Origin of the sequence: Streptomyces sp. NPDC005863 (assembly GCF_042871345.1) — a bacterium.
GTDB lineage: Bacteria > Actinomycetota > Actinomycetes > Streptomycetales > Streptomycetaceae > Streptomyces.
Map to the genome: position 1 here is coordinate 52,731 of NZ_JBIAII010000011.1, position 24,908 is coordinate 77,638.

The 24,908-nt window shown below is 71.0% G+C and carries 21 protein-coding genes; 17 read left to right on the plus strand and 4 right to left on the minus strand.

The annotated features are described in order from the left end of the window. Positions 1-70 precede the first annotated feature (70 nt). Positions 71-538, plus strand: a complete 468-nt coding sequence (gene aroQ / locus ACFYO9_RS30820; RefSeq protein ID WP_355817898.1) for a type II 3-dehydroquinate dehydratase — start codon at positions 71-73, stop codon at positions 536-538. Between the two features lie 18 nt (positions 539-556). Here the strand turns inward: aroQ and ACFYO9_RS30825 are convergent, their stop codons facing one another. Beyond that, positions 557-1,213 (minus strand): MBL fold metallo-hydrolase, encoded by a 657-nt coding sequence (locus ACFYO9_RS30825; protein WP_358777629.1) that lies wholly within the window; start codon positions 1,211-1,213, stop codon positions 557-559. A 10-nt stretch (positions 1,214-1,223) separates the two neighbouring features. After that, positions 1,224-1,907 (minus strand): maleylpyruvate isomerase family mycothiol-dependent enzyme, encoded by a 684-nt coding sequence (locus ACFYO9_RS30830; RefSeq protein ID WP_358777630.1) that lies wholly within the window; start codon positions 1,905-1,907, stop codon positions 1,224-1,226. Positions 1,908-2,135: 228 nt separating this feature from the next. Between ACFYO9_RS30830 and uvrA the strand changes: the two genes are divergently transcribed. Continuing rightward, positions 2,136-5,258: an excinuclease ABC subunit UvrA gene (gene uvrA, locus ACFYO9_RS30835; protein ID WP_355817907.1), complete on the plus strand. Its 3,123-nt coding sequence runs from the start codon at positions 2,136-2,138 to the stop codon at positions 5,256-5,258. A gap of 164 nt (positions 5,259-5,422) precedes the next feature. Beyond that, positions 5,423-6,187, plus strand: coding sequence for a crotonase/enoyl-CoA hydratase family protein (locus tag ACFYO9_RS30840; protein WP_355817909.1), 765 nt, complete (start codon positions 5,423-5,425; stop codon positions 6,185-6,187). Positions 6,188-6,301: 114 nt separating this feature from the next. Here ACFYO9_RS30840 and ACFYO9_RS30845 read toward each other — a convergent pair whose 3' ends face one another. Then, complete coding sequence (locus tag ACFYO9_RS30845) at positions 6,302-7,225, minus strand: carbohydrate kinase (protein WP_355817912.1); 924 nt, start codon at positions 7,223-7,225, stop codon at positions 6,302-6,304. Positions 7,226-7,451: 226 nt separating this feature from the next. On the opposite strand from ACFYO9_RS30845, the gene ACFYO9_RS30850 reads away from it, so the two are divergent. Next, positions 7,452-7,880, plus strand: a complete 429-nt coding sequence (locus ACFYO9_RS30850; protein ID WP_355817915.1) for a Rieske (2Fe-2S) protein — start codon at positions 7,452-7,454, stop codon at positions 7,878-7,880. Positions 7,881-7,928: 48 nt separating this feature from the next. Here ACFYO9_RS30850 and ACFYO9_RS30855 read toward each other — a convergent pair whose 3' ends face one another. Beyond that, positions 7,929-8,834 carry a hypothetical protein gene (locus ACFYO9_RS30855; protein WP_358711005.1) on the minus strand — a complete coding sequence of 302 codons (906 nt, stop codon included), beginning with the start codon at positions 8,832-8,834 and terminating at the stop codon, positions 7,929-7,931. 327 nt (positions 8,835-9,161) lie between these two features. Between ACFYO9_RS30855 and ACFYO9_RS30860 the strand changes: the two genes are divergently transcribed. From ACFYO9_RS30860 to pgi, 13 genes are all read left to right on the plus strand, one after another. Next, positions 9,162-9,839 carry a papain-like cysteine protease family protein gene (locus ACFYO9_RS30860; protein ID WP_358777631.1) on the plus strand — a complete coding sequence of 226 codons (678 nt, stop codon included), beginning with the start codon at positions 9,162-9,164 and terminating at the stop codon, positions 9,837-9,839. 5 nt (positions 9,840-9,844) lie between these two features. After that, complete coding sequence (locus ACFYO9_RS30865; RefSeq protein ID WP_358777632.1) at positions 9,845-10,702, plus strand: hypothetical protein; 858 nt, start codon at positions 9,845-9,847, stop codon at positions 10,700-10,702. A 102-nt stretch (positions 10,703-10,804) separates the two neighbouring features. After that, positions 10,805-12,829, plus strand: coding sequence for an excinuclease ABC subunit UvrC (gene uvrC / locus ACFYO9_RS30870; RefSeq protein ID WP_358777633.1), 2,025 nt, complete (start codon positions 10,805-10,807; stop codon positions 12,827-12,829). Further along, positions 12,826-13,761, plus strand: a complete 936-nt coding sequence (gene rapZ / locus ACFYO9_RS30875) for an RNase adapter RapZ (protein WP_355817926.1) — start codon at positions 12,826-12,828, stop codon at positions 13,759-13,761. Before uvrC ends, rapZ begins: the two co-directional genes overlap by 4 nt. Then, positions 13,758-14,780: a uridine diphosphate-N-acetylglucosamine-binding protein YvcK gene (gene yvcK, locus ACFYO9_RS30880; RefSeq protein ID WP_355817929.1), complete on the plus strand. Its 1,023-nt coding sequence runs from the start codon at positions 13,758-13,760 to the stop codon at positions 14,778-14,780. The genes rapZ and yvcK overlap by 4 nt, the downstream gene beginning before the upstream one ends. After that, complete coding sequence (gene whiA, locus ACFYO9_RS30885; protein WP_355817932.1) at positions 14,771-15,760, plus strand: DNA-binding protein WhiA; 990 nt, start codon at positions 14,771-14,773, stop codon at positions 15,758-15,760. Before yvcK ends, whiA begins: the two co-directional genes overlap by 10 nt. A 157-nt stretch (positions 15,761-15,917) precedes the next feature. Continuing rightward, positions 15,918-18,878 carry a M14 family zinc carboxypeptidase gene (locus ACFYO9_RS30890; RefSeq protein ID WP_358777634.1) on the plus strand — a complete coding sequence of 987 codons (2,961 nt, stop codon included), beginning with the start codon at positions 15,918-15,920 and terminating at the stop codon, positions 18,876-18,878. A 189-nt stretch (positions 18,879-19,067) separates the two neighbouring features. Then, on the plus strand, positions 19,068-20,078 hold the full coding sequence (gap, locus tag ACFYO9_RS30895; protein ID WP_355817938.1) for a type I glyceraldehyde-3-phosphate dehydrogenase: 1,011 nt from the start codon (positions 19,068-19,070) through the stop codon (positions 20,076-20,078). A gap of 101 nt (positions 20,079-20,179) precedes the next feature. After that, complete coding sequence (locus tag ACFYO9_RS30900) at positions 20,180-21,391, plus strand: phosphoglycerate kinase (protein WP_358777635.1); 1,212 nt, start codon at positions 20,180-20,182, stop codon at positions 21,389-21,391. Between the two features lie 6 nt (positions 21,392-21,397). Then, positions 21,398-22,174, plus strand: a complete 777-nt coding sequence (gene tpiA / locus ACFYO9_RS30905; RefSeq protein ID WP_358777636.1) for a triose-phosphate isomerase — start codon at positions 21,398-21,400, stop codon at positions 22,172-22,174. 135 nt (positions 22,175-22,309) lie between these two features. Beyond that, on the plus strand, positions 22,310-22,540 hold the full coding sequence (gene secG / locus ACFYO9_RS30910) for a preprotein translocase subunit SecG (RefSeq protein WP_030784160.1): 231 nt from the start codon (positions 22,310-22,312) through the stop codon (positions 22,538-22,540). Positions 22,541-22,700: 160 nt separating this feature from the next. Beyond that, positions 22,701-23,036 carry an RNA polymerase-binding protein RbpA gene (locus ACFYO9_RS30915; RefSeq protein WP_355817946.1) on the plus strand — a complete coding sequence of 112 codons (336 nt, stop codon included), beginning with the start codon at positions 22,701-22,703 and terminating at the stop codon, positions 23,034-23,036. 180 nt (positions 23,037-23,216) lie between these two features. Beyond that, positions 23,217-24,869, plus strand: coding sequence for a glucose-6-phosphate isomerase (pgi, locus tag ACFYO9_RS30920; RefSeq protein WP_358777637.1), 1,653 nt, complete (start codon positions 23,217-23,219; stop codon positions 24,867-24,869). The last annotated feature ends 39 nt before the right edge of the window (positions 24,870-24,908 follow it).

Sequence of the window (24,908 nt, forward strand, 5' to 3'; positions counted from 1 at the left end):
CGCCCACGACGCCCGCGACGACGTCGGTGGCCCGTACCGGCCCGCGCGGGAGGCGTGATAGACCTCCCCTATGACGCGCAGCCTTGCCACCGCCCCGATCATGGTTCTGAACGGGCCGAACCTGAACCTCCTCGGCCGGCGCCAGCCCGAGATCTACGGCACCGACACCCTCGCCGACGTCGAGGCCCTGTGCGCCGAGGCGGCGGCCGCGCACGGGGGGACCGTGGATCTGCGACAGAGCAACCACGAGGGCGAGTTGGTCGACTGGATCCACGAGGCGCGCGAGCACCACGCGGGCATCGTCATCAACCCCGCGGCCTACTCGCACACCTCCGTCGCCATCCTGGACGCGCTCAACACCTGTGACGGAATGCCCGTGTTGGAGGTGCACATCTCCAACATCCACCAGCGCGAGGCGTTCCGGCACCACAGCTACGTCTCGCAGCGGGCCGACGGCGTCATCGCCGGATGCGGCGTGCAGGGGTACGCGTTCGCGGTGGAGCGGGTGGCGGCGCTGGTCGCCGCCGGTCAGGCGTAACGCGTACCCCCTGGCCCACTACCAGCCTCGCGCGCGCCACTCCGGAAGGTGCGGCCGCTCGGCACCGAGCGTCGTGTCGCCGCCGTGGCCGGGGTAGACCCACGTCTCGTCCGTCAACGTCCCGAAGATCTTCGTCTCGACGTCGTCGATGAGGCTCGCGAAGGCCTCCGGGTCCTTCCACGTGTTGCCGACGCCGCCGGGGAAGAGGCAGTCGCCGGTGAACACGTGCGCGTGGCCGTGCGGGTCGTCGTACACGAGCGCGATCGAACCCGGCGTGTGCCCCACCAGGTGGCGCGCGGTCAGCGTGACGCGGCCGACCGTGAGGGTGTCGCCGTCGTCGACCAGGACGTCCGTCGGCACGGGGATGCCCGAGGCGTCCTCGCGGCCCGCGTAGGTGCGCGCGCCGGTCGCCGTCACGACGGCCTCAAGGGCCTGCCAGTGGTCGCCGTGCTGGTGCGTGGTGACGACGGACGCGATGCCGTCGTCACCGATCAGGGTCAGCAGCGTCTCGGCGTCGTTGGCCGCGTCGATCAGGAGCTGCTCGCCGGTGGCCCGGCAGCGCAGCAGGTAGGCGTTGTTGTCCATCGGTCCGACCGCGACCTTCGAAATCATCAGGTCCGGCAGCTCGTGCACATCCGCGGGCCCGCCGACCTTCACCGCTCCGCTGTACGTCATGTCCGCCAGCCTATAGCGGGGGCAGCGCGGGAAGGAGGCCGCCTTCGGCCGTGAGCGCGGAGCCGTCACGGCGGCCGGCCAACCAGCCGACCACCTCCGGTGCGGGGCCGGAAACGGTGACCTCGGGCCGGCCCTCCCTTCCTGTGCTCCACGCGTGCGTGCCGTCCGTGATCCGGACGGGCGGGACGTCGGGGTTCCCCGAGAAGCGTGCCGTCAGGAACGAGATCTCCCGCTGCACGAACTCCGCCGGCAGGTCCTCCAGCTCGTACCCGATGCCGAGGTCGACGTGGTGCAGCTCGACCTCGACCCAGCGCCGGAAGGGCACCCGCGCCGCCGTGTCCGTGACGCCGTTGCGGAGCTCCACCGTGCGGGACCAGTCGGCGGGCCTCGCGCCCTCCGCCTGGAAGCGCTCCGCGCTCTCCCGCACGTCGTCCAGCTGCGCCGCGAGCCCGCGCGGAGCGTCCCGCTCGATGTCCCCGTCCCGCGCCTCGGCGCTGACGTACATCGGGCGCCCGGCGAGCACGTTCACCAGCGCGTCCGCGTTCCGCGCGAGGTGGGCCAGGACGTGGCCGCGGCTCCAGCCGGGCAGCCGTGACGGCTCGGCGATCGAATCGTTGTTCAGTTTCGCCGCTGCGGTGAGCAGTCGGTCGGTCGCGTCACGTACAGACGCCAGGTCGCGCACATGATCAATCATGCGGTCGACGATAGCCGCGTCACACGGACGGGTGAAGGGCTCCGAACGCGGCCGTAAATCGAATACACGTGCTATATGGTCGAGAGCGGCATCGGGCATTCTTGAAGGTCCGGGTTTGTTGTGTACGTGGAACCAGGGAAGCAGCCCGGCGTTGTCAGTGGCTCGCCCTAGTCTGTGAACGACGGGGTTCTGCCCCTGTCACTTCTCTCAAGAAAGGTGCGGACCGGCGTGGCCGACCGTCTCATCGTCCGTGGCGCGCGCGAGCACAATCTCAAGAACGTCTCGCTCGACCTCCCGCGTGACTCCCTCATCGTCTTCACCGGACTCTCCGGGTCGGGCAAGTCCTCGCTCGCGTTCGACACGATCTTCGCCGAGGGCCAGCGGCGGTACGTGGAGTCCCTCTCCTCGTACGCCCGGCAGTTCCTCGGTCAGATGGACAAGCCCGACGTCGACTTCATCGAGGGTCTCTCGCCCGCGGTCTCCATCGACCAGAAGTCGACCTCGCGCAACCCGCGCTCGACGGTCGGCACCATCACCGAGGTCTACGACTACCTGCGCCTGCTCTTCGCGCGCATCGGCAAGCCGCACTGTCCCGAGTGCGGCCGCCCGATCTCCCGGCAGTCGCCGCAGGCCATCGTCGACAAGGTCCTGGAGCTGCCCGAGGGCAGCCGCTTCCAGGTCCTGTCGCCGCTGGTGCGCGAGCGCAAGGGCGAGTTCGTCGACCTCTTCGCCGACCTGCAGACCAAGGGCTACAGCCGCGCGCGGGTCGACGGCGAGACCATCCAGCTCTCCGAGCCGCCCACGCTGAAGAAGCAGGAGAAGCACACCATCGAGGTGGTCGTCGACCGCCTCACGGTGAAGGACTCCGCCAAGCGCAGGCTCACCGACTCCGTGGAGACCGCCCTCGGCCTCTCCGGCGGCATGGTCGTGCTCGACTTCGTGGACCTCGCCGAGGACGACCCCGAGCGCGAGCGCATGTACTCGGAGCACCTCTACTGCCCGTACGACGACCTGTCCTTCGAGGAGCTTGAGCCCCGCTCCTTCTCCTTCAACTCGCCCTTCGGCGCCTGCCCGGACTGCACCGGCATCGGCACCCGCATGGAGGTCGACCCCGAGCTGATCGTCCCGGACGAGGACAAGTCGCTCGACGAGGGCGCCATCCACCCCTGGTCGCACGGCCACACCAAGGAGTACTTCGGGCGGCTCGTGGGAGCCCTCTCCGACGCGCTCGGCTTCCGTACCGACATCCCGTGGGCCGGACTTCCGCTGCGCGCCAGGAAGGCCCTGCTCAACGGCCACCGCACCCAGATCGAGGTCCGCTACCGCAACCGGTACGGCCGCGAGCGGGTCTACACCACCGCCTTCGAAGGCGCCGTCCCCTTCGTCAAGCGCCGCCACAGCGAGGCCGAGAGCGACGCCAGCCGCGAGCGCTTCGAGGGCTACATGCGCGAGGTGCCCTGCCCCACCTGTGAGGGCACCCGCCTCAAGCCGATCGTCCTGGCCGTCTCGGTCATGGGGAAGTCGATCGCCGAGGTCTCCGCGATGTCGATCAGCGACTGCGCGGACTTCCTCGCACAGCTGAGGCTGGGCGCGCGCGACAAGAAGATCGCCGAGCGCGTGCTCAAGGAGGTCAACGAACGCCTGCGGTTCCTGGTCGACGTCGGCCTCGACTACCTCTCGCTGAACCGCGCCGCGGGCACCCTCTCCGGCGGCGAGGCCCAGCGCATCCGCCTGGCCACCCAGATCGGCTCCGGCCTGGTCGGCGTGTTGTACGTCCTGGACGAGCCGTCCATCGGCCTGCACCAGCGCGACAACCACCGCCTGATCGAGACCCTCGTCCGCCTGCGCGACATGGGCAACACGCTCATCGTCGTCGAGCACGACGAGGACACCATCAAGGTCGCCGACTGGGTCGTCGACATCGGCCCCGGCGCCGGTGAGCACGGCGGCAAGGTCGTGCACAGCGGCTCCATGAAGGAGCTCCTGGCCAACGACAAGTCGATCACCGGCCAGTACCTCTCGGGCAAGCGGGCCATCCCGATCCCGGACGTGCGCCGCCCCGCCGACCCCTCCCGGCAGCTCACGGTGCACGGCGCCCGCGAGAACAACCTCCAGGACATCGACGTCTCCTTCCCGCTCGGCGTGCTCACCGCGGTCACGGGCGTCTCCGGCTCCGGCAAGTCGACGCTGGTCAACGACATCCTGTACACGCACCTGGCCCGCGAGCTGAACGGCGCCAGGTCCGTCCCCGGCCGGCACACGCGCGTGGAGGGCGACGACCTGGTCGACAAGGTCGTGCACGTCGACCAGTCGCCGATCGGCCGCACCCCGCGCTCGAACCCCGCGACGTACACCGGAGTCTTCGACCACGTCCGCCGCCTCTTCGCGGAGACGACGGAGGCGAAGGTCCGGGGCTACCTCCCCGGCCGCTTCTCCTTCAACGTCAAGGGCGGCCGCTGCGAGAACTGCTCCGGCGACGGCACCATCAAGATCGAGATGAACTTCCTCCCGGACGTGTACGTGCCGTGCGAGGTCTGCCACGGCGCGCGGTACAACCGCGAGACGCTGGACGTGCACTACAAGGGCAAGTCCATCGCCGAGGTCCTCGACATGCCGATCGAGGAGGCGCTCGACTTCTTCGAGGCGGTGCCCGGCATCGCCCGGCACCTGAAGACCCTCAACGACGTCGGCCTCGGGTACGTGCGGCTCGGCCAGTCCGCGCCCACGCTCTCCGGAGGCGAGGCCCAGCGCGTCAAGCTGGCCTCCGAGCTCCAGAAGCGCTCCACCGGCCGGACCGTGTACGTGCTCGACGAGCCGACCACCGGTCTGCACTTCGAGGACATCAGCAAGCTGATCACGGTCCTCTCCGGTCTGGTCGACAAGGGCAACACGGTCATCGTCATCGAGCACAACCTCGACGTGATCAAGACCGCGGACTGGGTCGTCGACATGGGTCCGGAGGGTGGCAACGGCGGCGGTCTCGTCATCGCCGAGGGCACGCCCGAGGACGTCGCGGGCGTTGCGACCAGCCACACCGGCAAGTTCCTCCGGGACATCATCTCGGCGGACCGGATCAGCGACGCGGTGTCCTCGCGGGGGCGGTCGGCCAAGAAGACCGCCCCGCGCAAGACGTCCGCCAAGAAGGCCGCCGCCAAGAAGACGGTGGCGGCGAGCGCCACGGCCACCAAGCGGACGGCCACGGTCAAGGCGGACGTCCCGGCCGGTAAGGCCCCCGCGGGGAAGACCCCCGCCAAGAAGGCGGCCGCCACGAAGAAGGCCGCCGCCGCGAAGAAGACGGCCGCGGCCAAGAAGCCGGCCGCCAAGAAGGCGGCGCGGGCTCGTAAGGCCTGACCGCAGCCCCCGGGGCCGCGCGGCACGGCCCGGCCGACGTGCGCGCCCGACGCCGAGCGCCCCATCCCTCACCAGGGGTGGGGCGCTTCGCGTCGGCGCGGGAGCGGGCTCGACGGCCCGAACGCCCCTTGTCCGCCGCCCCGTTGGCGTGATCGGCTGGACTCATGCCCGTACGCAGCGAACGCGCAGGCCCCGTCACCACCGTCATCCTGTCCCGCCCCGCCGCCCGCAACGCCGTCGACGGGCCCACCGCCCACGCGCTCGCCGATGCTTTCCGGGCCTTCGACGCCGACCCGGACGCGGCCGTCGCCGTCCTGTGGGGCGAGGGCGGCACCTTCTGCGCGGGAGCCGACCTCAAGGCCATCGGCACCCCCGACGGCAACGCGGTGACCGAGGACGGGGACGGCCCCATGGGCCCCACCCGGATGCGTCTCTCCAAACCGGTGATTGCGGCCATCTCCGGCCACGCCGTAGCGGGCGGACTCGAACTCGCCCTCTGGTGCGATCTGCGCGTCGCGGAGGAGGACGCCGTACTCGGGGTATTCTGCCGCCGCTGGGGCGTCCCGCTCATCGACGGCGGCACGGTGCGGTTGCCCCGGCTGATCGGCGAGGGGCGCGCCCTCGACCTGATCCTGACCGGCCGCCCCGTGGACGCCGCGGAGGCGCTCGGCATGGGCCTGGTCAACCGGACCGTGCCCACCGGCACCGCACGCGCCGCGGCCGAGCGGCTCGCCGCGGAGATCGCCGCGTTCCCGCAGACCTGTCTGCGACACGACCGGCTCGCCCTGCACGAACAGGGTGGCCTGCCCGAACAGGAGGCGCTGGCCGTCGAGTTGCGCCACGGCGTGGTCTCGCTGGCCGGCGCGGCCGAGGGCGCGGCCCGCTTCGCCGCGGGGGCGGGCCGGCACGGGGCGTTCAGGGACCGCTGACGGCGGGCGCAGCGGACCCCGCGCCCTGCGCCGGCTTGATGCGTCCCGATCCGGCCCGATCCGGCCCGCCTCGGCGTGCTCCGGCCTGGACCGACCTGATGCGGCCGTAGGGCCCTACGCCCCCGCGAGTTCCGCCGCGTACGGCGGTTCCGCGCCCGCGCGTGAGCAGGTGAGAGCCGCCGCGCGCGCGGCGAACCGCAGGACCTCGGTCCAGCCCGCCGCGTCCAGCGCGTCCGCCGCCCGCACCGAGAGCGCGTCCCGCGCCGAAAGTCCGTGCAGCAACGCCGCGTTGACCGTGTCACCCGCGCCGATCGTGTCCACCACGTCCACCCGCTCGCCGGGAACCCGCAGCTCCATGCCGCCGCGCGTGTACAGCGACAGGCCGTCGCCGCCGTGCGTGACGACCACGGCCGCGGGTCCGGCGGACAGCCACTCGTGCGGGGTGCCGCCGAGCCAGTCGGCGTCCTCCTGCGACAGCTTGAGCAGCGAGACCGACGGCAGCCAGCTCTTGAACCGGGCGCGGTAGGCGTCGGCGTCCGGGATCAGGCCCGCCCGTACGTTCGGGTCGAGCGCGGTGAACACGCCGCGCGCCGCGGACCGCCGCATCAGCTCCTCGTACGCGCTCGCCCCCGGCTCCAGGACCAGCGAGCAGGTGCCGAACGACATCGCCCGTACGCCGTCGGGGAGCCGGGCGGGCGTGGTGAAGAGCCGGTCGGCCGTGCCCTCGACGTAGAAGGAGTACCCGGCCGAGCCGTCCGCGCCGATCGAGGCGACGGCGAGCGTCGTCGGCTCCGGGCCGCGCCGCACCGGCGAGACGTCGACTCCGGCCGCCCGCAACCCGTCGAGGAGCGCCTCGCCGAAGGCGTCCCGCGAGACCCGTGAGCAGAAGGCGACGGGGGAGCCGAGCCGGCCGAGCGCCACGGCGGTGTTGTACGGGCCGCCGCCGAGGCGGGGCGCGAGCACGGGCAGCCGCCCCGGCTCGCCGGCCGTGCCCTGCGGCACGAGGTCGATCAGGGCCTCTCCTGCGACGACGATCACGGGCGGTTCCTTTCGGGCGCTGCCTGCTCCGGCTCGGACACCGCGGCACGCGAGGGGCGCGGCGTCCCGCCCAGGCTAGGCGGTGCGCGAAGGCGTCGCCGGAACCGGGCACCTCTCGGGCGGGCGCACGCCCCACCCGGTCGTGGCGCCGCGCCCCGCCCGGCCCCGGTGCCCCGCGCCGGTAGGGTCGGATCCGTCACCGACACCCCTCACCTGTGGAGACACCATGTCCGGCACGCCCCACGCCCGCCGCACCGTGCTGCGGGCCGCCGCACTCGCCCCGGCCGTCGGACTCGGTCTCACCGCCTGCTCGTCCGGCGACGACGGGGCGAACCGGTCGGCGCCGACCGCGCCGGTGGACCTCGGAAAGTCCGACGAGGTGGAGGTGGGCGCCTCGAAGCTGTACACCGACCACAACGTCGTCGTCAGCCGCATCTCCGAGGACCGCTACACGGCGTACAGCACGATCTGCACGCACGCGCGCTGCCCGATCAAGAACCTGGAGGGGCACAAGCTGACCTGCCAGTGTCACGGCAGCCAGTTCGACGCCACGAACGGCAAGGTGCTGCACGACCCGGCCGTCGAGCCGCTCGCCGAACTGCCGGTGAAGGTGGCCAACGGCAAGATCATCGCGGGCCCGGCGAAGAAGGCCTGACCGCGTAGAAGGCAGCCTGACCCTCTATCGGCGGGCCCGGCCCCCCGCTCACTCCCAGTCCCACGCGATCCCCAGGATCCCCGCCCGCACCTGCGGCTCGACCACATGCACCGAGCGGTGGCTGCCGCTCAGGGTCAGCTCCTGACGGCCGCCGCGCGGGGCCGCGGCCGAGTGCTGGACGAAGCGGTGGCAGCGTACGGGCAGCGCTGCCTCGTCGAAGCGGATCTGCAGCGCGTACTGGCCGCCCGCGTAGGTGAAGCCGCGCATGTACTCGGTGGCGGGCCCGGCCGTGCCGTCCTCGAAGCCGTAGCCGAACAGATGCGTGTCGCCGGCCCGCAGCCGCGCGTCGAAGAGCAGCTCCGCGACGAGCACCCCCGTGCCCTGGTGCCACCGCACCCGCCCCGTACGGCAGTTCTCCAGGGCGTGCACCCGGACCCGGTCGGGGGAGCACCCCGGGTCCCCGTGGTGAATGGCGACATAGCGGTCCACGCCGTCCCGGTGGGCCCGCACGACGTGCTGCGAGTCGCGTCCCGCCATCTCCCGGCACGCGCCGATCCGCACCCGCTCGTGGTGGCCGATGGTGTGCAGCCCGCCGTCGGCCGGGGACCCCAACTCGGCAAGGAGCGAGCGCAGTACGTCCGATGCCTCCACCAGGGAGCGGTACGAGCGGGCGGCGGGCCGGGACCGGTCGGTGCGCTCGGCGGGGCGGACGAGCAGCCGGATCAGCGACTCCTCGGGGAGCTGCAGGATCTCCTCCAGGGCGCGTACGGCGCGCAGTGACTCGGTGCGCTGCGGGCGGCGCGCGCCCTGCTGCCAGTAACTCAGGCTCGTCACGCCGACGTTGACGCCGTGCCGGATCAGATGGTGGCGTATGCGGTGCAGCGGGAGCCGGCGCGCGGCGATCGCGGTGCGCAGCGCGAGGTGGAACGGCCCGGTGCGCAGGGCGGCCGCCAGGTCCGCGGGCTCCTCGTGGTCCCGGGCGCTCTCGTGCCCCGCGTCGTCGTGCCTGCCGGGCTGTTCGCCCCGGCCGTCCGCGAGTGGTGTGCCGTGCCGCACAGCGGGCTCCTTCTGTGAACGTTCACTTCTGCCGTTCCGGCGTTCGCACCGGTGGGGGCGGGCTGCCAGGTGGGCGCGCGGGCGATGTTCACATCCGTACGCCGCCGTTCACGGCCCAAGTAATTCCGCATTGAAGCGTGTTGACCTGCACCCGACAACACTCGATGCTCAATCGCAGCGTCCGGACGCGCTCCTCCACACCCCACCCCGCACGGGAGGAACGCCATGCGCGAACCCCACACCAGGAGCAACGGCACCGGCGGCGCCAGACGCCTGTCCGCACTCGCCGTCGTCGCCGCGGCCCTTTTCGCCGCACCCGTGGCCACGGCCACGGCCGCTCCGCTCACCCCCGCACCCACCACGACGGCCGCGCCCGCGGCCGCCGCGGCGAGCACCGGCACGGCCCCCGGCCCGTCCGTCCGCGCCGCCAAGCGGCTGAACATCACCATGCAGGCCCAGCAGAAGACCAACTGGTGCTGGGCCGCGGGCGGCAACACCATCGCGACCTTCCTGGGCCGCACCTACAGCCAGAACCAGTTCTGCAACGCCGCCTTCGGGCGCAACCAGAACACCGAGTGCCCCAACAACCAGGCCACGCTCGGCAATGTGCAGAGCGGCCTGCGCTGGGCGGGCATCAACTCCGGCTCGTACGTCACCGGCTGGCTGCGCTATCCGACCGTGCAGGCCGAGATCAACGCGGGACGCCCGGTCGAGACCCGCATCCAGTGGTCCAACGGCGGCGGCCACATGCACGTCCTGTACGGCTACGACGACGCGAGCAGCTGGGTCTACTGGGGCGACCCCTGGCCCTCCAACGACCGCTACAACTGGGCCTCGCACGCCTGGTACGTCGACAACGACACCTTCTCCTGGACCCACTCGCTCTACCGGATCGGGGCGTGAGAGCGATGACCCGTCACCTTCCCCGCACGACACCGCGCCACCGGCTGGCCAGGGCGGCGCTCGCCGGCACCGCCGCCACCCTGCTCCTCGGCGCCGTGGCCCCCGCGGCCTCCGCAGAGCCGGGCTCCGGCCCCGACCCCGCGGCGCCCTCCGCGGCCTCCCGCGCCGCCGCGCACCGGGCGGCCGCGGCGCCGCGCACCCTCGACACGCTGTCCCGCTTCTTCGCACGGGAGGGAGCGGTCTCCAAGGCCGCCGCCGACCCGCGCATCGACGGCGGGGCCGTGCCCGTCCACTACCTGTCCGCGGACTTCGTCGCGGGCAAGAAGGGCGCCCCCGTCGCCCGCCTGGAGTTCCTCGCCAGCAAGGCGGTCTCCTCCGACGGCCAGGAGGCCTCCCTCTGGACCGTCGAGCGGGGCGGCTCCTGGCAGGTCGTGAACATCGCGACCGGCGACGACGAGATCCGCTATGCGCGCGAAGGGGCGAAGAAGTCCCCCGGCGGTACCGTCTTCCACGAGCCGCAGATCAACGCCTGGTACGTCGAGGACGCACGGCACGCGCGCGTGCTGCCGCTCGACCAGGACGCGGTCCGCGCGGTCGGCGCCGAGGGGACCTCGCTCGCCGCCTACCGCACCCGCGTGCGGCGGGCGTACGGCGACAAGCTGCCGGGCTCCGCGTACGCGAAGTCGGGCAAGGCCGGCGGCTACGCGAAGGCGCAGGGCCACTCCGGGACGGCGGCGGCGCAGTCGTCCCTCGACGTCCCCGTCACGGTCGCCTCGTCGCTGGCCGGCGCGGGCGCCCTGGCCGCACTCGGCCTCTCCGGCGCCGCACTCGTCCGGCGCCGCGGCGCCCGGCAGCGGGGCTGACCCGGCCGGCACCGGGGGAGCGGCGGCCGGGACGCCGGCCGCCGCTGCCCGCGAGGACAGCGCGGAGCCGGACTGTCGGTGCCCGCAAGTAGGCTGTCCGACATGGCCGACCCTTCCAGCTACCGCCCCAAGCCGGGACAGATCCCCGACGCCCCGGGGGTCTACAAATTCCGCGACGAGCACCGCCGGGTGATCTACGTCGGGAAGGCCAAGAGCCTGCGCCAGCGCCTGGCCAACTACTTCCAGGACCTGGCCGGGCTCCACCCGCGCACCCGCTCCATGGTGACGACCGCCGCCTCCGTGGAGTGGACGGTCGTCACCAACGAGGTCGAGGCGCTCCAGCTGGAGTACTCCTGGATCAAGGAGTTCGACCCCCGGTTCAACGTCAAGTACCGCGACGACAAGAGCTATCCGTACCTCGCGGTGACGATGAACGAACAGTTCCCCCGGGTCCAGGTGATGCGCGGCCAGAAGAAGAAGGGCGTGCGCTACTTCGGGCCGTACGGCCACGCCTGGGCGATCCGCGACACCGTCGACCTCCTGCTGCGCGCCTTCCCCGTGCGCACGTGCTCCGCGGGCGTGTTCAAGAACGCCGCCCGCACCGGCCGCCCCTGCCTGCTCGGCTACATCGGCAAGTGCTCCGCGCCCTGTGTGGAGCGCGTCACCCCCGAGGTGCACCGCGAACTCGCCGAGGACTTCTGCGACTTCATGGCCGGCCGCACGGGCACGTACATCCGCCGCCTGGAGCGACAGATGGCGGACGCCGCCGAAGAGATGGAGTACGAGCGGGCGGCCCGCCTGCGCGACGACATCGAGGCCCTCAGGAAGGCGATGGAGAAGAGCGCCGTCGTCCTCGCCGACGCCACCGACGCCGACCTCATCGCCCTCGCCGAGGACGAGCTGGAGGCGGCCGTCCAGATCTTCCACGTACGCGGCGGACGCGTGCGCGGCCAGCGCGGCTGGGTCACCGACAAGGTCGAGGCGGTCACCAGCGGCGACCTTGTCGAGCACGCCCTCCAGCAGCTGTACGGCGAGGAGAGCGGGGACGCCGTCCCCAAGGAGGTCCTCGTCCCCGCGCTGCCCGACCCCATAGAGCCGGTCCAGGAGTGGCTGACCGAGCGCCGCGGGGCCAACGTCTCGCTGCGCATCCCGCAGCGCGGCGACAAGAAGGCCCTCATGGAGACCGTCGCGCGCAACGCCCAGCAGTCCCTGGTGCTGCACAAGACCAAGCGCGCCTCCGACCTCACCACCCGCTCGCGCGCCCTGGAGGAGATCGCCGCCGCCCTGGAGCTGGACAGCGTGCCCCTGCGCGTCGAGTGCTACGACATCTCCCACCTGCAGGGCGACGACGTGGTGGCCTCGATGGTCGTCTTCGAGGACGGCCTCGCCCGCAAGAGCGAGTACCGCCGCTTCCAGATCAAGGGCTTCGAGGGCCAGGACGACGTCCGCTCCATGCACGAGGTGATCACCCGCCGCTTCCGGCGCTACCTCGCGGAGAAGGAGAAGAGCGGGGAGTGGGTCGACGAGGAGACCGGTGAGGTCACCGACCTCGGCCCGACCGAGGAGGACGGCCGCCCCAAGCGGTTCGCCTACCCGCCGCAGCTCGTCGTCGTGGACGGCGGCCAGCCGCAGGTGGCGGCCGCCAAGCGGGCCCTCGACGAGCTCGGCATCGACGACATCGCGGTGTGCGGGCTGGCCAAGCGCCTGGAGGAGGTCTGGGTCCCCGACGAGGACGACCCGGTGGTCCTGCCGCGCACCAGCGAGGGCCTCTACCTCCTGCAGCGCGTGCGTGACGAGGCCCACCGCTTCGCCATCACCTACCAGCGCAACAAGCGGGCCAAGCGGTTCCGGGCGGGCCCGCTGGACGTCGTGCCGGGCCTCGGGGACGCGCGCAAGCAGACGCTGATCAAGCACTTCGGTTCGGTGAAGAGGCTCCGATCCGCGACAATCGACCAGATCTGCGAGGTGCCGGGCGTGGGCCGCAAGACGGCCGAGGCCATCGTGGCGGCCCTCGCCGGGGCGACACCCGCCGGGCCCGCCGTGAACACGGCGACCGGAGAGATCATGGAAGAGGAGGAGCCCGTGACCGCGGGCACCTCGGAGGAACGACGGGGGCAGGAGACATGAGCGAGCACGACGAAGGTGGAGAGCAAGTGAGCGCGGGCACGCCCATCGACACGCCGGCGGTTCCGGACGCCGCGATCCCGGAGCTGGTGATCATCTCCGGGATGTCCGGCGCGGGCCGGAGCACCGCGGCGAAGTGCCTGGAGGACCTCGGCTGGTTCGTGGTCGACAACCTGCCGCCCGCGCTGATCCCCACCATGGTGGAGCTCGGCGCCCGCTCGCAGGGCAACGTCGCCCGTATCGCGGTCGTCGTCGACGTCCGCGGCCGGCGCTTCTTCGACAACCTCCGCGAGTCCCTCGCCGAGCTGGAGTCGAAGAACGTCACCCGGCGCATCGTCTTCCTGGAGTCCTCCGACGAGGCCCTGGTCCGCCGCTTCGAGTCGGTCCGCCGCCCGCACCCGCTGCAGGGCGACGGCCGCATCGTCGACGGCATCGCGGCCGAGCGCGACCTCCTGCGCGAGCTGCGCGGCGACGCCGACCTGGTGATCGACACCTCCAGCCTCAACGTGCACGAGCTGCGCGCCAAGATGGACGCCCAGTTCGCGGGCGAGGAGGAGCCCGAGCTGCGGGCCACCGTCATGTCCTTCGGCTTCAAGTACGGCCTGCCGGTCGACGCCGACCTCGTCGTCGACATGCGCTTCCTGCCGAACCCCCACTGGGTCCCCGAGCTGCGCCAGTTCACCGGCCAGAACGAGGAGGTCGCGGCGTACGTCTTCAACCAGCCAGGCGCCAAGGAGTTCCTCGACCGGTACGCGGAACTGCTCCAGCTCATCGCCGCGGGCTACCGCCGCGAGGGCAAGCGGTACGTGACGATCGCGGTCGGCTGCACCGGCGGCAAGCACCGCTCCGTCGCCATGTCGGAGAAGCTCGCGGCGCGCCTGGCGTCCGAGGGCGTGGAGACCGTCATCGTCCACCGGGACATGGGGCGCGAATGACACGCAACCGCCGGACCGTCCGCCTGAGCCGGCTGGGCCGCAAGCGGGGCACCCAGCCGAAGGTGGTCGCGCTCGGCGGGGGCATGGGCCTGTCCGCCTCGCTCGCCGCGCTGCGCCGCATCACCGGGGCCGGGGACCTCACCGCCGTCGTCACGGTCGCCGACGACGGCGGGTCGAGCGGCCGGCTCCGCGACGAGCTGGGCGTACTGCCGCCCGGCGATCTGCGCAAGGCGCTCGCCGCGCTCTGCGGCGACGACGACTGGGGCCAGACCTGGTCCCGCGTCATCCAGCACCGCTTCCAGTCCAAGGGCGACCTGCACGAGCACGCGGTCGGCAATCTGCTGATCGTCGCCCTGTGGGAGCAGCTCGGCGACCACGTGCAGGCGCTCGACCTGGTCGGCACGCTGCTCGGCGCGCGGGGCCGGGTGCTGCCCATGTCGGCCGTGCCGCTGGAGCTGCAGGCCCTGGTCAAGGGCCACGACCCCAAGCGCCCGGACGACGTGGACACGGTCCGCGGCCAGGCCACGGTGGCCCTCACCCCGGGCGAGGTGCAGTCCGTGCACGTCGTGCCGCACGACCCGCCGGCCGTCCCCGAGGCGGTCGCCGCCGTCCTGGACGCGGACTGGGTGGTGCTCGGCCCCGGCTCCTGGTTCTCCTCGGTGATCCCGCACCTGCTGGTCCCGGAACTGCTCGACGCGCTCACCGAGACGAAGGCCCGCAAGGTCCTCCCGCTCAACCTCGCGCCGCAACCGGGAGAAACCGAAGGCTTCTCTCCGCAGCGTCATTTGGAGGTTTTGGCCCGACACGCCCCTAAACTCGCCCTGGACGTGGTGCTGGCCGACGAGGCCGCCGTGCCCGACCGTGCGTCACTCACCGATGCCGCCAAGCGGCTCGGCGCCACGGTCGAGCTGGCGCCGGTGGCCCGGCCCGACGGAACTCCGCGGCACGACCCGGAGCTCCTGGCAGCCGCGTACGACCGTATTTTTCGGATGCATGGAAGGATCGGCCCATGGCGATGACGGCAGCGGTGAAGGACGAGATCTCCCGGCTCCCCGTCACCCGGACCTGCTGCAGAAAAGCAGAGGTCTCGGCGATCCTGCGGTTCGCGGGCGGCCTTCACCTGGTGAGCGGCCGCATCGTGATCGAGGCGGAGCTGGACACCGCGATGGCGGCACGCCGCCTCAAGCGGGACATCCTGGAGATCTTCGGGCACGGCTCGGAGCTGATCGTGATGGCCCCCGGCGGCCTGCGCCGCGGCTCGCGTTACGTCGTACGGGTGGTTGCGGGCGGCGACCAGCTGGCCCGCCAGACGGGACTCGTGGACGGCCGAGGCCGCCCCATCCGCGGCCTGCCCCCGCAGGTGGTCTCGGGGGCCACCTGTGACGCCGAGGCGGCCTGGCGCGGCGCCTTCCTCGCGCACGGCTCGCTCACCGAGCCCGGCCGCTCCTCCTCCCTGGAGGTGACCTGCCCCGGCCCGGAGGCTGCGCTCGCGCTGGTCGGCGCCGCGCGCAGGCTGCAGATCGCCAGCAAGGCGCGCGAGGTGCGCGGCGTGGACCGGGTCGTCGTACGCGACGGCGACGCCATCGGCGCCCTGCTCACCCGGCTCGGCGCGCACGAGTCGGTGCTCGCCTGGGAGGAGCGGCGGATGCGCCGCGAGGTGCGCGCCACCGCCAACCGCCTGGCCAACTTCGACGACGCGAACCTGCGCCGCTCGGCCCGCGCGGCCGTCGCCGCCGGCGCCCGCGTGCAGCGCGCCCTGGAGATCCTCGGCGAGGAGGTGCCCGAGCACCTCGCGGCCGCCGGACGCCTGCGCATGGAGCACAAGCAGGCCTCCCTGGAGGAGCTGGGCGCGCTCGCCGACCCGCCGCTGACCAAGGACGCCGTCGCGGGCCGCATCCGCCGGCTGCTCGCCATGGCCGACAAGCGCGCCCAGGACATCGGCATCCCGGGGACCGAGTCCAATCTGAGCGAGGAGCTCGCGGACAACATGGCGGTCTGACCCGCCCCCACGTCTCTCGAGCCGCCGGTGCCCCGCAGGCACCGGCGGCTTTCGTGTGTCCGCTCCGCCCGCCTTCACCCGCTGTATTGACATGATCATGCACCGTCACGAGCCTGGCATCCCGCACATCTGTGCCGGACAACCGCAAGGGGGGCTCATGAGACGAAGAGCGAGCGCGAGATCCGTTCTCGCGGCCGGCGTGGTGCTGATCGGCGGTCTCGCCGTCGCACCACAGGCCGGGGCGAGCGGGCCGAGCACCACCCCGAAGGCCGACGACCCGGCCGCCGTGCACGTCTACCAGGCCGACGTCACCAAGAGGCAGATACCCCTGCTGGTCGCGGCGGGCCAGGACGCCCACGAGCTCGCCGGACAGACGCCCGAGCGCGGCACCGGCCGCGTCGAGCTCTATCTGACCGAGGGCCAGGCCAAGGCCGTCGAGCGCAAGGGCATCGAGCTCGGCGAGCACAAGATCACGGCGGGCGCCGAGAAGCGGCTCAAGGCCGCGGGGGACGGCGTCTTCCGGCCGTACAGCGGAAAGGGCGGCCTGCGGGAGGAGATCGTCAAGACCGGGCAGGCCCACCCCGGCCTCACCAAGGTCGTCTCCATCGGCAAGACCCTCAAGGGCCAGGACATCCTCGCCCTGAAGCTCTCCAAGAACGCCGGGAAGACCAAGGACGGCGCCAAGCCGGCCACGCTGTACATGTCCAACCAGCACGCGCGCGAGTGGATCACCCCCGAGATGACCCGCCGCCTGATGCATCACTACCTGGACAACTACGGCAAGGACAAGCGCGTCACCCGGCTTGTGGACTCCACCGAGCTGTGGTTCGTGCTCTCCGCCAACCCCGACGGCTACGACTACACGCACGCCGCCGCGGCCAACCGCCAGTGGCGCAAGAACCTCCGCGACGTGGACGGCGACGGCAAGATCGCCGCCGGCGACGGCGTCGACCTCAACCGCAACTTCGCGTACAAGTGGGGCTACGACAACGAGGGTTCCTCCCCCGACTCCTCGAACGAGACCTACCGGGGCGCACGCCCGATGTCCGAGCCGGAGACCGTGGCCATCGACCGCTTCGAGAAGCGCATCGGGTTCACGTACGGCATCAACTACCACTCCGCGGCCGAACTGCTCCTCTACGGAGTGGGCTGGCAGGTAGCCACGCCGACCCCGGACGACGTCCTCTACAAGGCGCTGGCCGGCACCCCGGAGAAGTCCGCGATCCCCGGCTACCACCCACAGGTCTCCTCCGAGCTCTACACCACCAACGGCGAGGCCGACGGACACGCGGGCAACGTCAACGGCATGGCGATGTTCACCCCCGAGATGTCCACCTGCCAGACCGCGTCGGACGTCGACCCCGACGACGCCTGGAAGCCCGAGGACTGCGCCTCCGTCTTCACCTTCCCCGACGACGAGAAGCTGATCCAGCAGGAGTTCGCGAAGAACGTGCCCTTCGCGCTCGCCGTCGCCGAGACCGCGCTCCACCCCGACCAGCCGGTCTCCGTCACCGGCATCGACGCCCCCGACTTCACCCCCGACGCCTTCACCACCTCCTACGCGCGCGGAGGCGACCAGCAGGTCGCCGTCACCGCCCGCAGGTCGGTCCGCGCCAAGGAGCTCAACTACCGCGTCAACGGCGGCCGCACCCACCACGAGGACCTCCGCGCCTGGAAGGGCGGCGAGACCTACGGCGGCGAGGACAACCTCTACTTCGACGAGTACCGCGCGAAGGTCGAGGGCGCCCGCGTCGGCGACAAGGTAGAGGTGTGGTTCTCCGGACGTACGAAGAAGGGCAGCACCCGCAGCGAGCACTTCACGTACACCGTCGCCGAGCGCCCCAAGGCCAACACGCTCGTCGTGGCCGAAGAAGGCGCGAGCGCCACCGAGACCCAGAAGTACGTCGACGCCATCAAGGCCAACGGCCGCTCGGCCGCCGTCTGGGACGTGGCGAAGCAAGGCGTCCCGCACCCGCTCGGCGTCCTGGCGCACTTCCCCGTGGTGGTCCACTCCACCGGCGACCCCGTCCCCGGCGCGGCCACCCAACTCGCCCTGCGCGACCATCTCAACGAGGGCGGCAAGCTCATCGAGGCCGGTGAGCGCGCCGGCGGCGACGTCGATCTGGGCGAGGCCCTCACCGACGACTTCGCGCAGTACTACCTGGGCGCCTACGACCGCGCCTCCGCGCCCGGCGCCGACAGCTTCAAGGGCACCGGGGCGCTCGACGGCGTCAGCACCCCGCTCGCCGCCGCCGGCGCCAACCCGCTCGACAAGGCCGGACGCTTCACCGTCACCTCCGACATCCTGCCGCCCCGCGACTTCCCGCGGTTCAAGAGCGCGGCCGCGGGCTCCTACCCGGGCATCGCCAACCCCTACGCCCCCTTCGAGGGCCAGGGCATGGCCTCGGCCACCCACACCGACCAGGACTGGAAGCGGATCACCCACACCATCGACCTGACCGGCGTCACCGCCGCCGACCAACCGGAGCTGCGCCTCGCCCTCAACTGGAACCTGGAGACCGGCTACGACCACGGCCTCCTAGAGGCGCACACCACCGGCGCGGAGGACTGGACCACGCTGCCGGACAAGAACGGCAACTCGTCCACCGCCGTCCCCGCCGAGTGCGCGGCCGGCTTCTTCGTCAACGGACACCCCTTCCTGCGCCACTACCTGACGCTCGACGGCGGCGGCTGCACCGCCTCCGGCACCAGCGGCGCCTGGAACAGCTTCACCGGCTCGTCGGGCGGCTGGAAGCCCGTCGCGTTCGACCTCAGCGCGTACGCCGGAAAGAAGATCGAGGTGTCGCTCAGCTCCGTCACCGACCCCTCCAGCGGAGGCCGCGGCCTCTTCGCCGACAACGCGCAATTCGTGGTCGGCGGCAACGCCGTCGAGTCCGAGGGATTCGAGACCTCGCTCGGCTCCTGGACCGTCGCGCCGCCCCCGCCCGGCAGCCCCACTATCACAGGCGACTGGGCGCGCACCGGGGAGCTCTTCCGTACCTTCGCGGCGGTCACAGCGCGTGACAGCGTGCTGCTCGGCTTCGGGTTCGAGCACGTGCCCACAAACGCCGAACGGGCCGCTCTTATGGGCGCCTCCCTGGCACATCTGCGCAGCTGACAGTGCGTAATCGGGACCAAGGTCCCGGGGGCCCGTACCCCTACTGGGGGGTACGGGCCTCTGTGTCGCCCGGAGCCCCTCTCGATGTCACCTCAGAGGCCTCAGAGAGGTAGGGTCGGAGGCGGTCGGGGACATCCCATACAACTCGCCGGCGTCTAAAACCGGCGTACCAACGAGGAGATCGGTTTCGTGACGATCCGCGTAGGCATCAACGGCTTTGGCCGCATCGGTCGCAACTACTTCCGCGCGCTGCTCGAGCAGGGTGCGGACATCGAGATCGTGGCTGTCAACGACCTGGGTGACACCGCGACCACCGCGCACCTTCTGAAGTACGACACCATCCTGGGCCGCCTCAAGGCCGAGGTGTCGCACACCGAGGACACCATCACCGTCGACGGCAAGACCATCAAGGTCCTGTCCGAGCGCAACCCCGCCGACATCCCGTGGGGCGACCTCGGCGTCGACATCGTGATCGAGTCCACCGGCATCTTCACGAAGAAGGCCGACGCCGAGAAGCACATCACCGGCGGCGCCAAGAAGGTCCTCATCTCGGCTCCGGCCAAGGACGAGGACATCACCATCGTGATGGGCGTCAACCAGGACAAGTACGACGCGGCCAACCACCACGTCATCTCCAACGCCTCCTGCACCACCAACTGTGTGGCGCCGATGGCGAAGGTTCTCGACGAGAACTTCGGCATCGTCAAGGGCCTGATGACCACGGTCCACGCGTACACCAACGACCAGCGCATCCTGGACTTCCCGCACTCGGACCTGCGCCGCGCCCGCGCCGCCGCCGAGAACATCATCCCGACCACGACGGGTGCCGCCAAGGCCACCGCCCTGGTCCTGCCCCAGCTCAAGGGCAAGCTCGACGGCATCGCGATGCGCGTCCCGGTCCCGACCGGTTCGGCCACCGACCTGGTCGTCGAGGTCTCCCGCGAGGTCACCAAGGACGAGGTCAACGCCGCGTTCAAGAAGGCCGCCGACGACGGCGACCTGAAGGGCTACCTCTTCTACACCGAGGACCCGATCGTGTCGTCCGACATCGTCAGCGACCCGGCCTCCTGCACCTTCGACTCGTCCCTGACGATGGTCCAGGACGGCAAGTCGGTGAAGATCCTCGGCTGGTACGACAACGAGTGGGGCTACTCCAACCGTCTCGTCGACCTCACCGTCTTCGTCGGCGGTCAGCTCTAACCACCAGAGCAGGCACCTAGATGTGAGCACAGGGTCCGGACCGCGCAACGCCGCGCGCTCCGGGCCCTGTTGTGCGTCAGCCCACCCAAGGAGTCCAGTTCATGAAGACGATCGACGAACTTCTCGCCGAAGGAGTCGACGGCAAGCGGGTCTTCGTCCGCGCCGACCTCAACGTGCCGCTCGCCGAGGGCGCCATCACCGACGACGGCCGCATCCGCGCCGTCCTGCCGACCGTGAAGGCCCTCGCCGACGCGGGCGCCAAGGTGGTCGTCGCCTCGCACCTGGGCCGCCCCAAGGGCGCCCCGGACCCGGCCTTCTCGCTGCTGCCCGCCGCCGAGCGGCTCGGCGAGCTCCTGGGCGCGCCCGTCGCGTTCGCGCAGGACACCGTCGGCCCCGCCGCGCACGACGCGGTGGACGGCCTGCAGCCCGGCCAGGTCGCCGTCATCGAGAACCTCCGCTTCAACGCGGGCGAGACCTCCAAGGACGACGCCGAGCGGGCCGGGTTCGCCGACCGGCTCGCCGCCCTCGCGGACGTCTACGTGGGCGACGGCTTCGGCGCCGTGCACCGCAAGCACGCCTCGGTGTACGACCTCCCCGCCAAGCTGCCGCACTACGCCGGCTACCTCATCGCCACCGAGGTCGGCGTCCTGAAGAAGCTCACCGACGAGGTCAAGCGGCCCTACGCGGTGGTCCTCGGCGGCGCCAAGGTCTCCGACAAGCTCGGCGTGATCGACCACCTCCTGGAGAAGGCCGACCGCATCCTCATCGGCGGCGGCATGGCCTACACCTTCCTCAAGGCCCAGGGCCACGAGGTCGGCATCTCCCTCCTCCAGGAGGACCAGATCCCGGCCGTCAAGGACTACCTCAAGCGCGCCGAGGCGCGGGGCGTGGAGTTCGTCCTCCCCGTCGACGTGCTGGTCTCGCCGGACTTCCCGGACCTGAAGACCAAGGCCCCGGCCAACCCCACCACGGTCGCCGCGGACGCCATCCCGGCCGACCAGGAGGGTCTCGACATCGGACCCGAGACCCGTAAGCTCTACGCCTCGAAGCTCGCCGACGCGGCCACCGTCTTCTGGAACGGCCCGATGGGCGTCTTCGAGCACCCCGACTACGCCGAGGGCACCAAGGCGGTCGCCCAGGCCCTTGTCGACTCCGCGGCCTTCACGGTCGTCGGCGGTGGCGACTCCGCCGCGGCCGTCCGGCAGCTGGGCTTCGACGAGAACGCATTCGGCCACATCTCGACCGGTGGCGGCGCCTCCCTCGAATACCTCGAGGGCAAGACGCTCCCCGGCCTCGCGGCACTGGAGAACTGAGACCTGATGACTACGCGCACCCCGCTGATGGCGGGCAACTGGAAGATGAACCTCAACCACCTCGAGGCCATCGCCCACGTCCAGAAGCTCGCCTTCGCCCTGGCCGACAAGGACTACGAGGCCTGCGAGGTCGCCGTCCTGCCGCCCTTCACCGACCTCCGCTCGGTGCAGACCCTGGTCGACGGCGACAAGCTCAAGATCAAGTACGGCGCCCAGGACATCTCGGCGCAGGACTCCGGCGCCTACACCGGCGAGATCTCGGGCCCGATGCTGGCCAAGCTGAAGTGCACCTACGTCGCCGTGGGCCACTCCGAGCGCCGCCAGTACCACAACGAGACCGACGAGCTCTGCAACGCCAAGGTGAAGGCCGCCTACAAGCACGGCCTGACCCCGATCCTCTGCGTCGGCGAGGGCCTGGACATCCGCAAGGCGGGACAGCAGGTCCAGTACACGCTCAACCAGCTCGACGGCGGCCTCAAGGACGTCCCGGCCGAGCAGGCCGAGACGATCGTGATCGCGTACGAGCCCGTCTGGGCGATCGGCACCGGCGAGGTCGCCACCCCCGAGGACGCGCAGGAGGTCTGCGGCGCGATCCGCCGCCGCCTCGCCGAGCTGTACTCGCCCGAGCTCGCCGACAAGGTCCGCATCCAGTACGGCGGCTCCGTGAAGGCGAAGAACGTCGCCGACATCATGGCGCAGCCCGACGTCGACGGTGCCCTGGTCGGCGGCGCCGCGCTGGACTCCGACGAGTTCGTCAAGATCGTCCGGTTCCGCGACCAGTGAGTATGCGGTAGCGGCGATACGTCGTACCCTTGCGGGGGTCGGAGGCTCGGAAAGCTGGCTGGAAAGCTCGCCCGCGAAAAAAGCCCCGGCCCCCGTCGTCGATTCAGTTCCGAGGAAGTTGGTCCAGCCGTGGTTATGGGGTTCTCGATCGCCCTCATCGTCTTCAGCGCTCTGATGATGTTGCTGGTGCTGATGCACAAGGGCAAGGGCGGCGGCCTTTCCGACATGTTCGGCGGCGGCATGCAGTCGTCCGTCGGCGGTTCCTCCGTCGCGGAGCGCAACCTCGACCGCATCACCGTCGTGGTCGGTCTGCTGTGGTTCGCGTGCATTGTCGCGCTGGGTCTGCTGATGAAGGCGAACAACTAGCGTCAGGCGCTGGTCGCTTGTCCGGTGCGTGGCCGCGTGCGCGGCTTATCATGGGGCTTGCGTCCGGGGGGTGGGGTGTAACTCCGCACACTGGACGCGCGTTGGGCCTTACGTAAACTGAGGCGCCCGCAGCAGCACCATCACGCAGGGAGTTACGACCGTGGCAAGTGGCAACGCGATCCGAGGAAGTCGGGTCGGGGCGGGGCCGATGGGCGAGGCCGAGCGCGGTGAGTCCGCGCCGCGAGCGCGCATCTCCTTCTGGTGCTCCAACGGGCACGAGACGCAGCCCAGCTTCGCGAGCGACGCGCAGATCCCCGACACATGGGACTGTACCCGCTGCGGCTTTCCGGCAGGTCAGGACCGGGACAACCCTCCGGACCCGCCGCGCACCGAGCCGTACAAGACGCATCTGGCGTATGTGCGTGAGCGGCGCAGCGACGCGGACGGCGAGGCCATTCTCGCGGAAGCGCTCGCCAAACTGCGGGGCGAGATCTAGTACTTGGGATTCGGCCGGACACCGAGAAGGTGTCCGGCCGGTTTCTTGTCCGGGTACATCCGCGGGCACGTCTGCGGACAGACGGTTTCAGACATCTCATACCGCTCATCGATCGATTAGGTTGGTGAGTGCAGCGGGGCAATACACGTACGCGGGTACGAGAGAAGGCTGAAGTCCGAGATGAATGCAGAAAGCCGCGCAAGGCTCAATCAGACGCCCGAGTGGACGGCGCTCACCAAGCACCGCGAACAACTCGGAGAAGTGCAGCTGCGCGAGCTGTTCGCCGCGGATCCGGCGCGCGGCACGGCGTACACCCTCCAGGTCGGTGACCTGCACATCGACTACTCCAAGCACCTCGTCACGGAGGAGACGCTGCGGCTGCTGCGCGAGCTGGCCGCCGCGACCGACGTGTTCGGACTGCGGGACGCCATGTTCCGCGGCGAGAAGATCAACACCACCGAGGACCGCGCGGTCCTGCACACCGCGCTGCGCGCCCCGCGGGACGCCGTCATCGAGGTCGACGGCGAGAACGTGGTGCCGGCGGTGCACGCCGTCCTCGACAAGATGAGCGCCTTCTCCGAGAAGGTCCGCTCCGGCGAGTGGACCGGGCACACCGGCAAGCGCATCAAGAACGTCGTCAACATCGGCATCGGCGGCTCCGACCTCGGTCCCGCGATGGCGTACGAGGTGCTGCGCTCCTTCACCGACCGCGACCTCACGGTCCGCTTCGTGTCGAACGTGGACGGCGCGGACCTGCACGAGGCCGTGCGGGACCTCGACCCCGCCGAGACGCTGTTCGTCATCGCCTCGAAGACGTTCACCACCATCGAGACGATCACCAACGCCACCTCGGCGCGGGACTGGCTGCTCACCGGCCTGCGCGCCGACCAGGGCGCCGTCGCCAAGCACTTCGTGGCCCTGTCGACCAACGCCGAGAAGGTGTCGGACTTCGGCATCGACACGGACAACATGTTCGAGTTCTGGGACTGGGTCGGCGGCCGCTACTCCTACGACTCGGCCATCGGTCTCTCCCTGATGATCGCCATCGGTCCCGACCGGTTCCGCGAGATGCTCGACGGCTTCCACCTCGTCGACGAGCACTTCCGCACCGCGCCCGCCGAGTCCAACGTGCCTCTCCTGATGGGCCTGTTGGGCATCTGGTACGGCAACTTCCACGACGCGCAGTCGCACGCCGTGCTGCCGTACTCGCACTACCTCTCCAAGTTCACCGCGTATCTGCAGCAGCTGGACATGGAGTCCAACGGCAAGTACGTCGACCGGAACGGCGAGGAGGTCGACTGGCAGACCGGCCCGGTGGTCTGGGGCACGCCCGGCACCAACGGCCAGCACGCCTACTACCAACTCATCCACCAGGGAACGAAGTTGATCCCGGCGGACTTCATCGGCTTCGCCGAGCCGGTCGCCGACCTGCTGCCCGGCCTGGTCGCCCAGCACGACCTCCTGATGGCCAACTTCTTCGCGCAGACGCAGGCGCTGGCGTTCGGCAAGACGCCGGACGAGGTGCGCGCCGAGGGCGTCGCGGAGGAGCTCGTCCCGCACAAGACGTTCAAGGGCAACCACCCGACGACGACGATCCTCGCCAAGGAGCTGACCCCCTCGGTCCTCGGCCAGCTCGTCGCGCTCTACGAGCACAAGGTCTTCGTGCAGGGCGCCGTGTGGAACATCGACTCCTTCGACCAGTGGGGCGTCGAGCTCGGCAAGGTCCTCGCCAAGCGGATCGAGCCCGCGCTGACCGAGGGCGCCGACGTGCCGGGCCTGGACGGGTCGACCACGGCGCTGGTCGCCAAGTACCGGGATCTGCGCGGCCGTTGATCCCGCCGGTCCCTCGGCCCGTCCGGTGACGTACGGCCG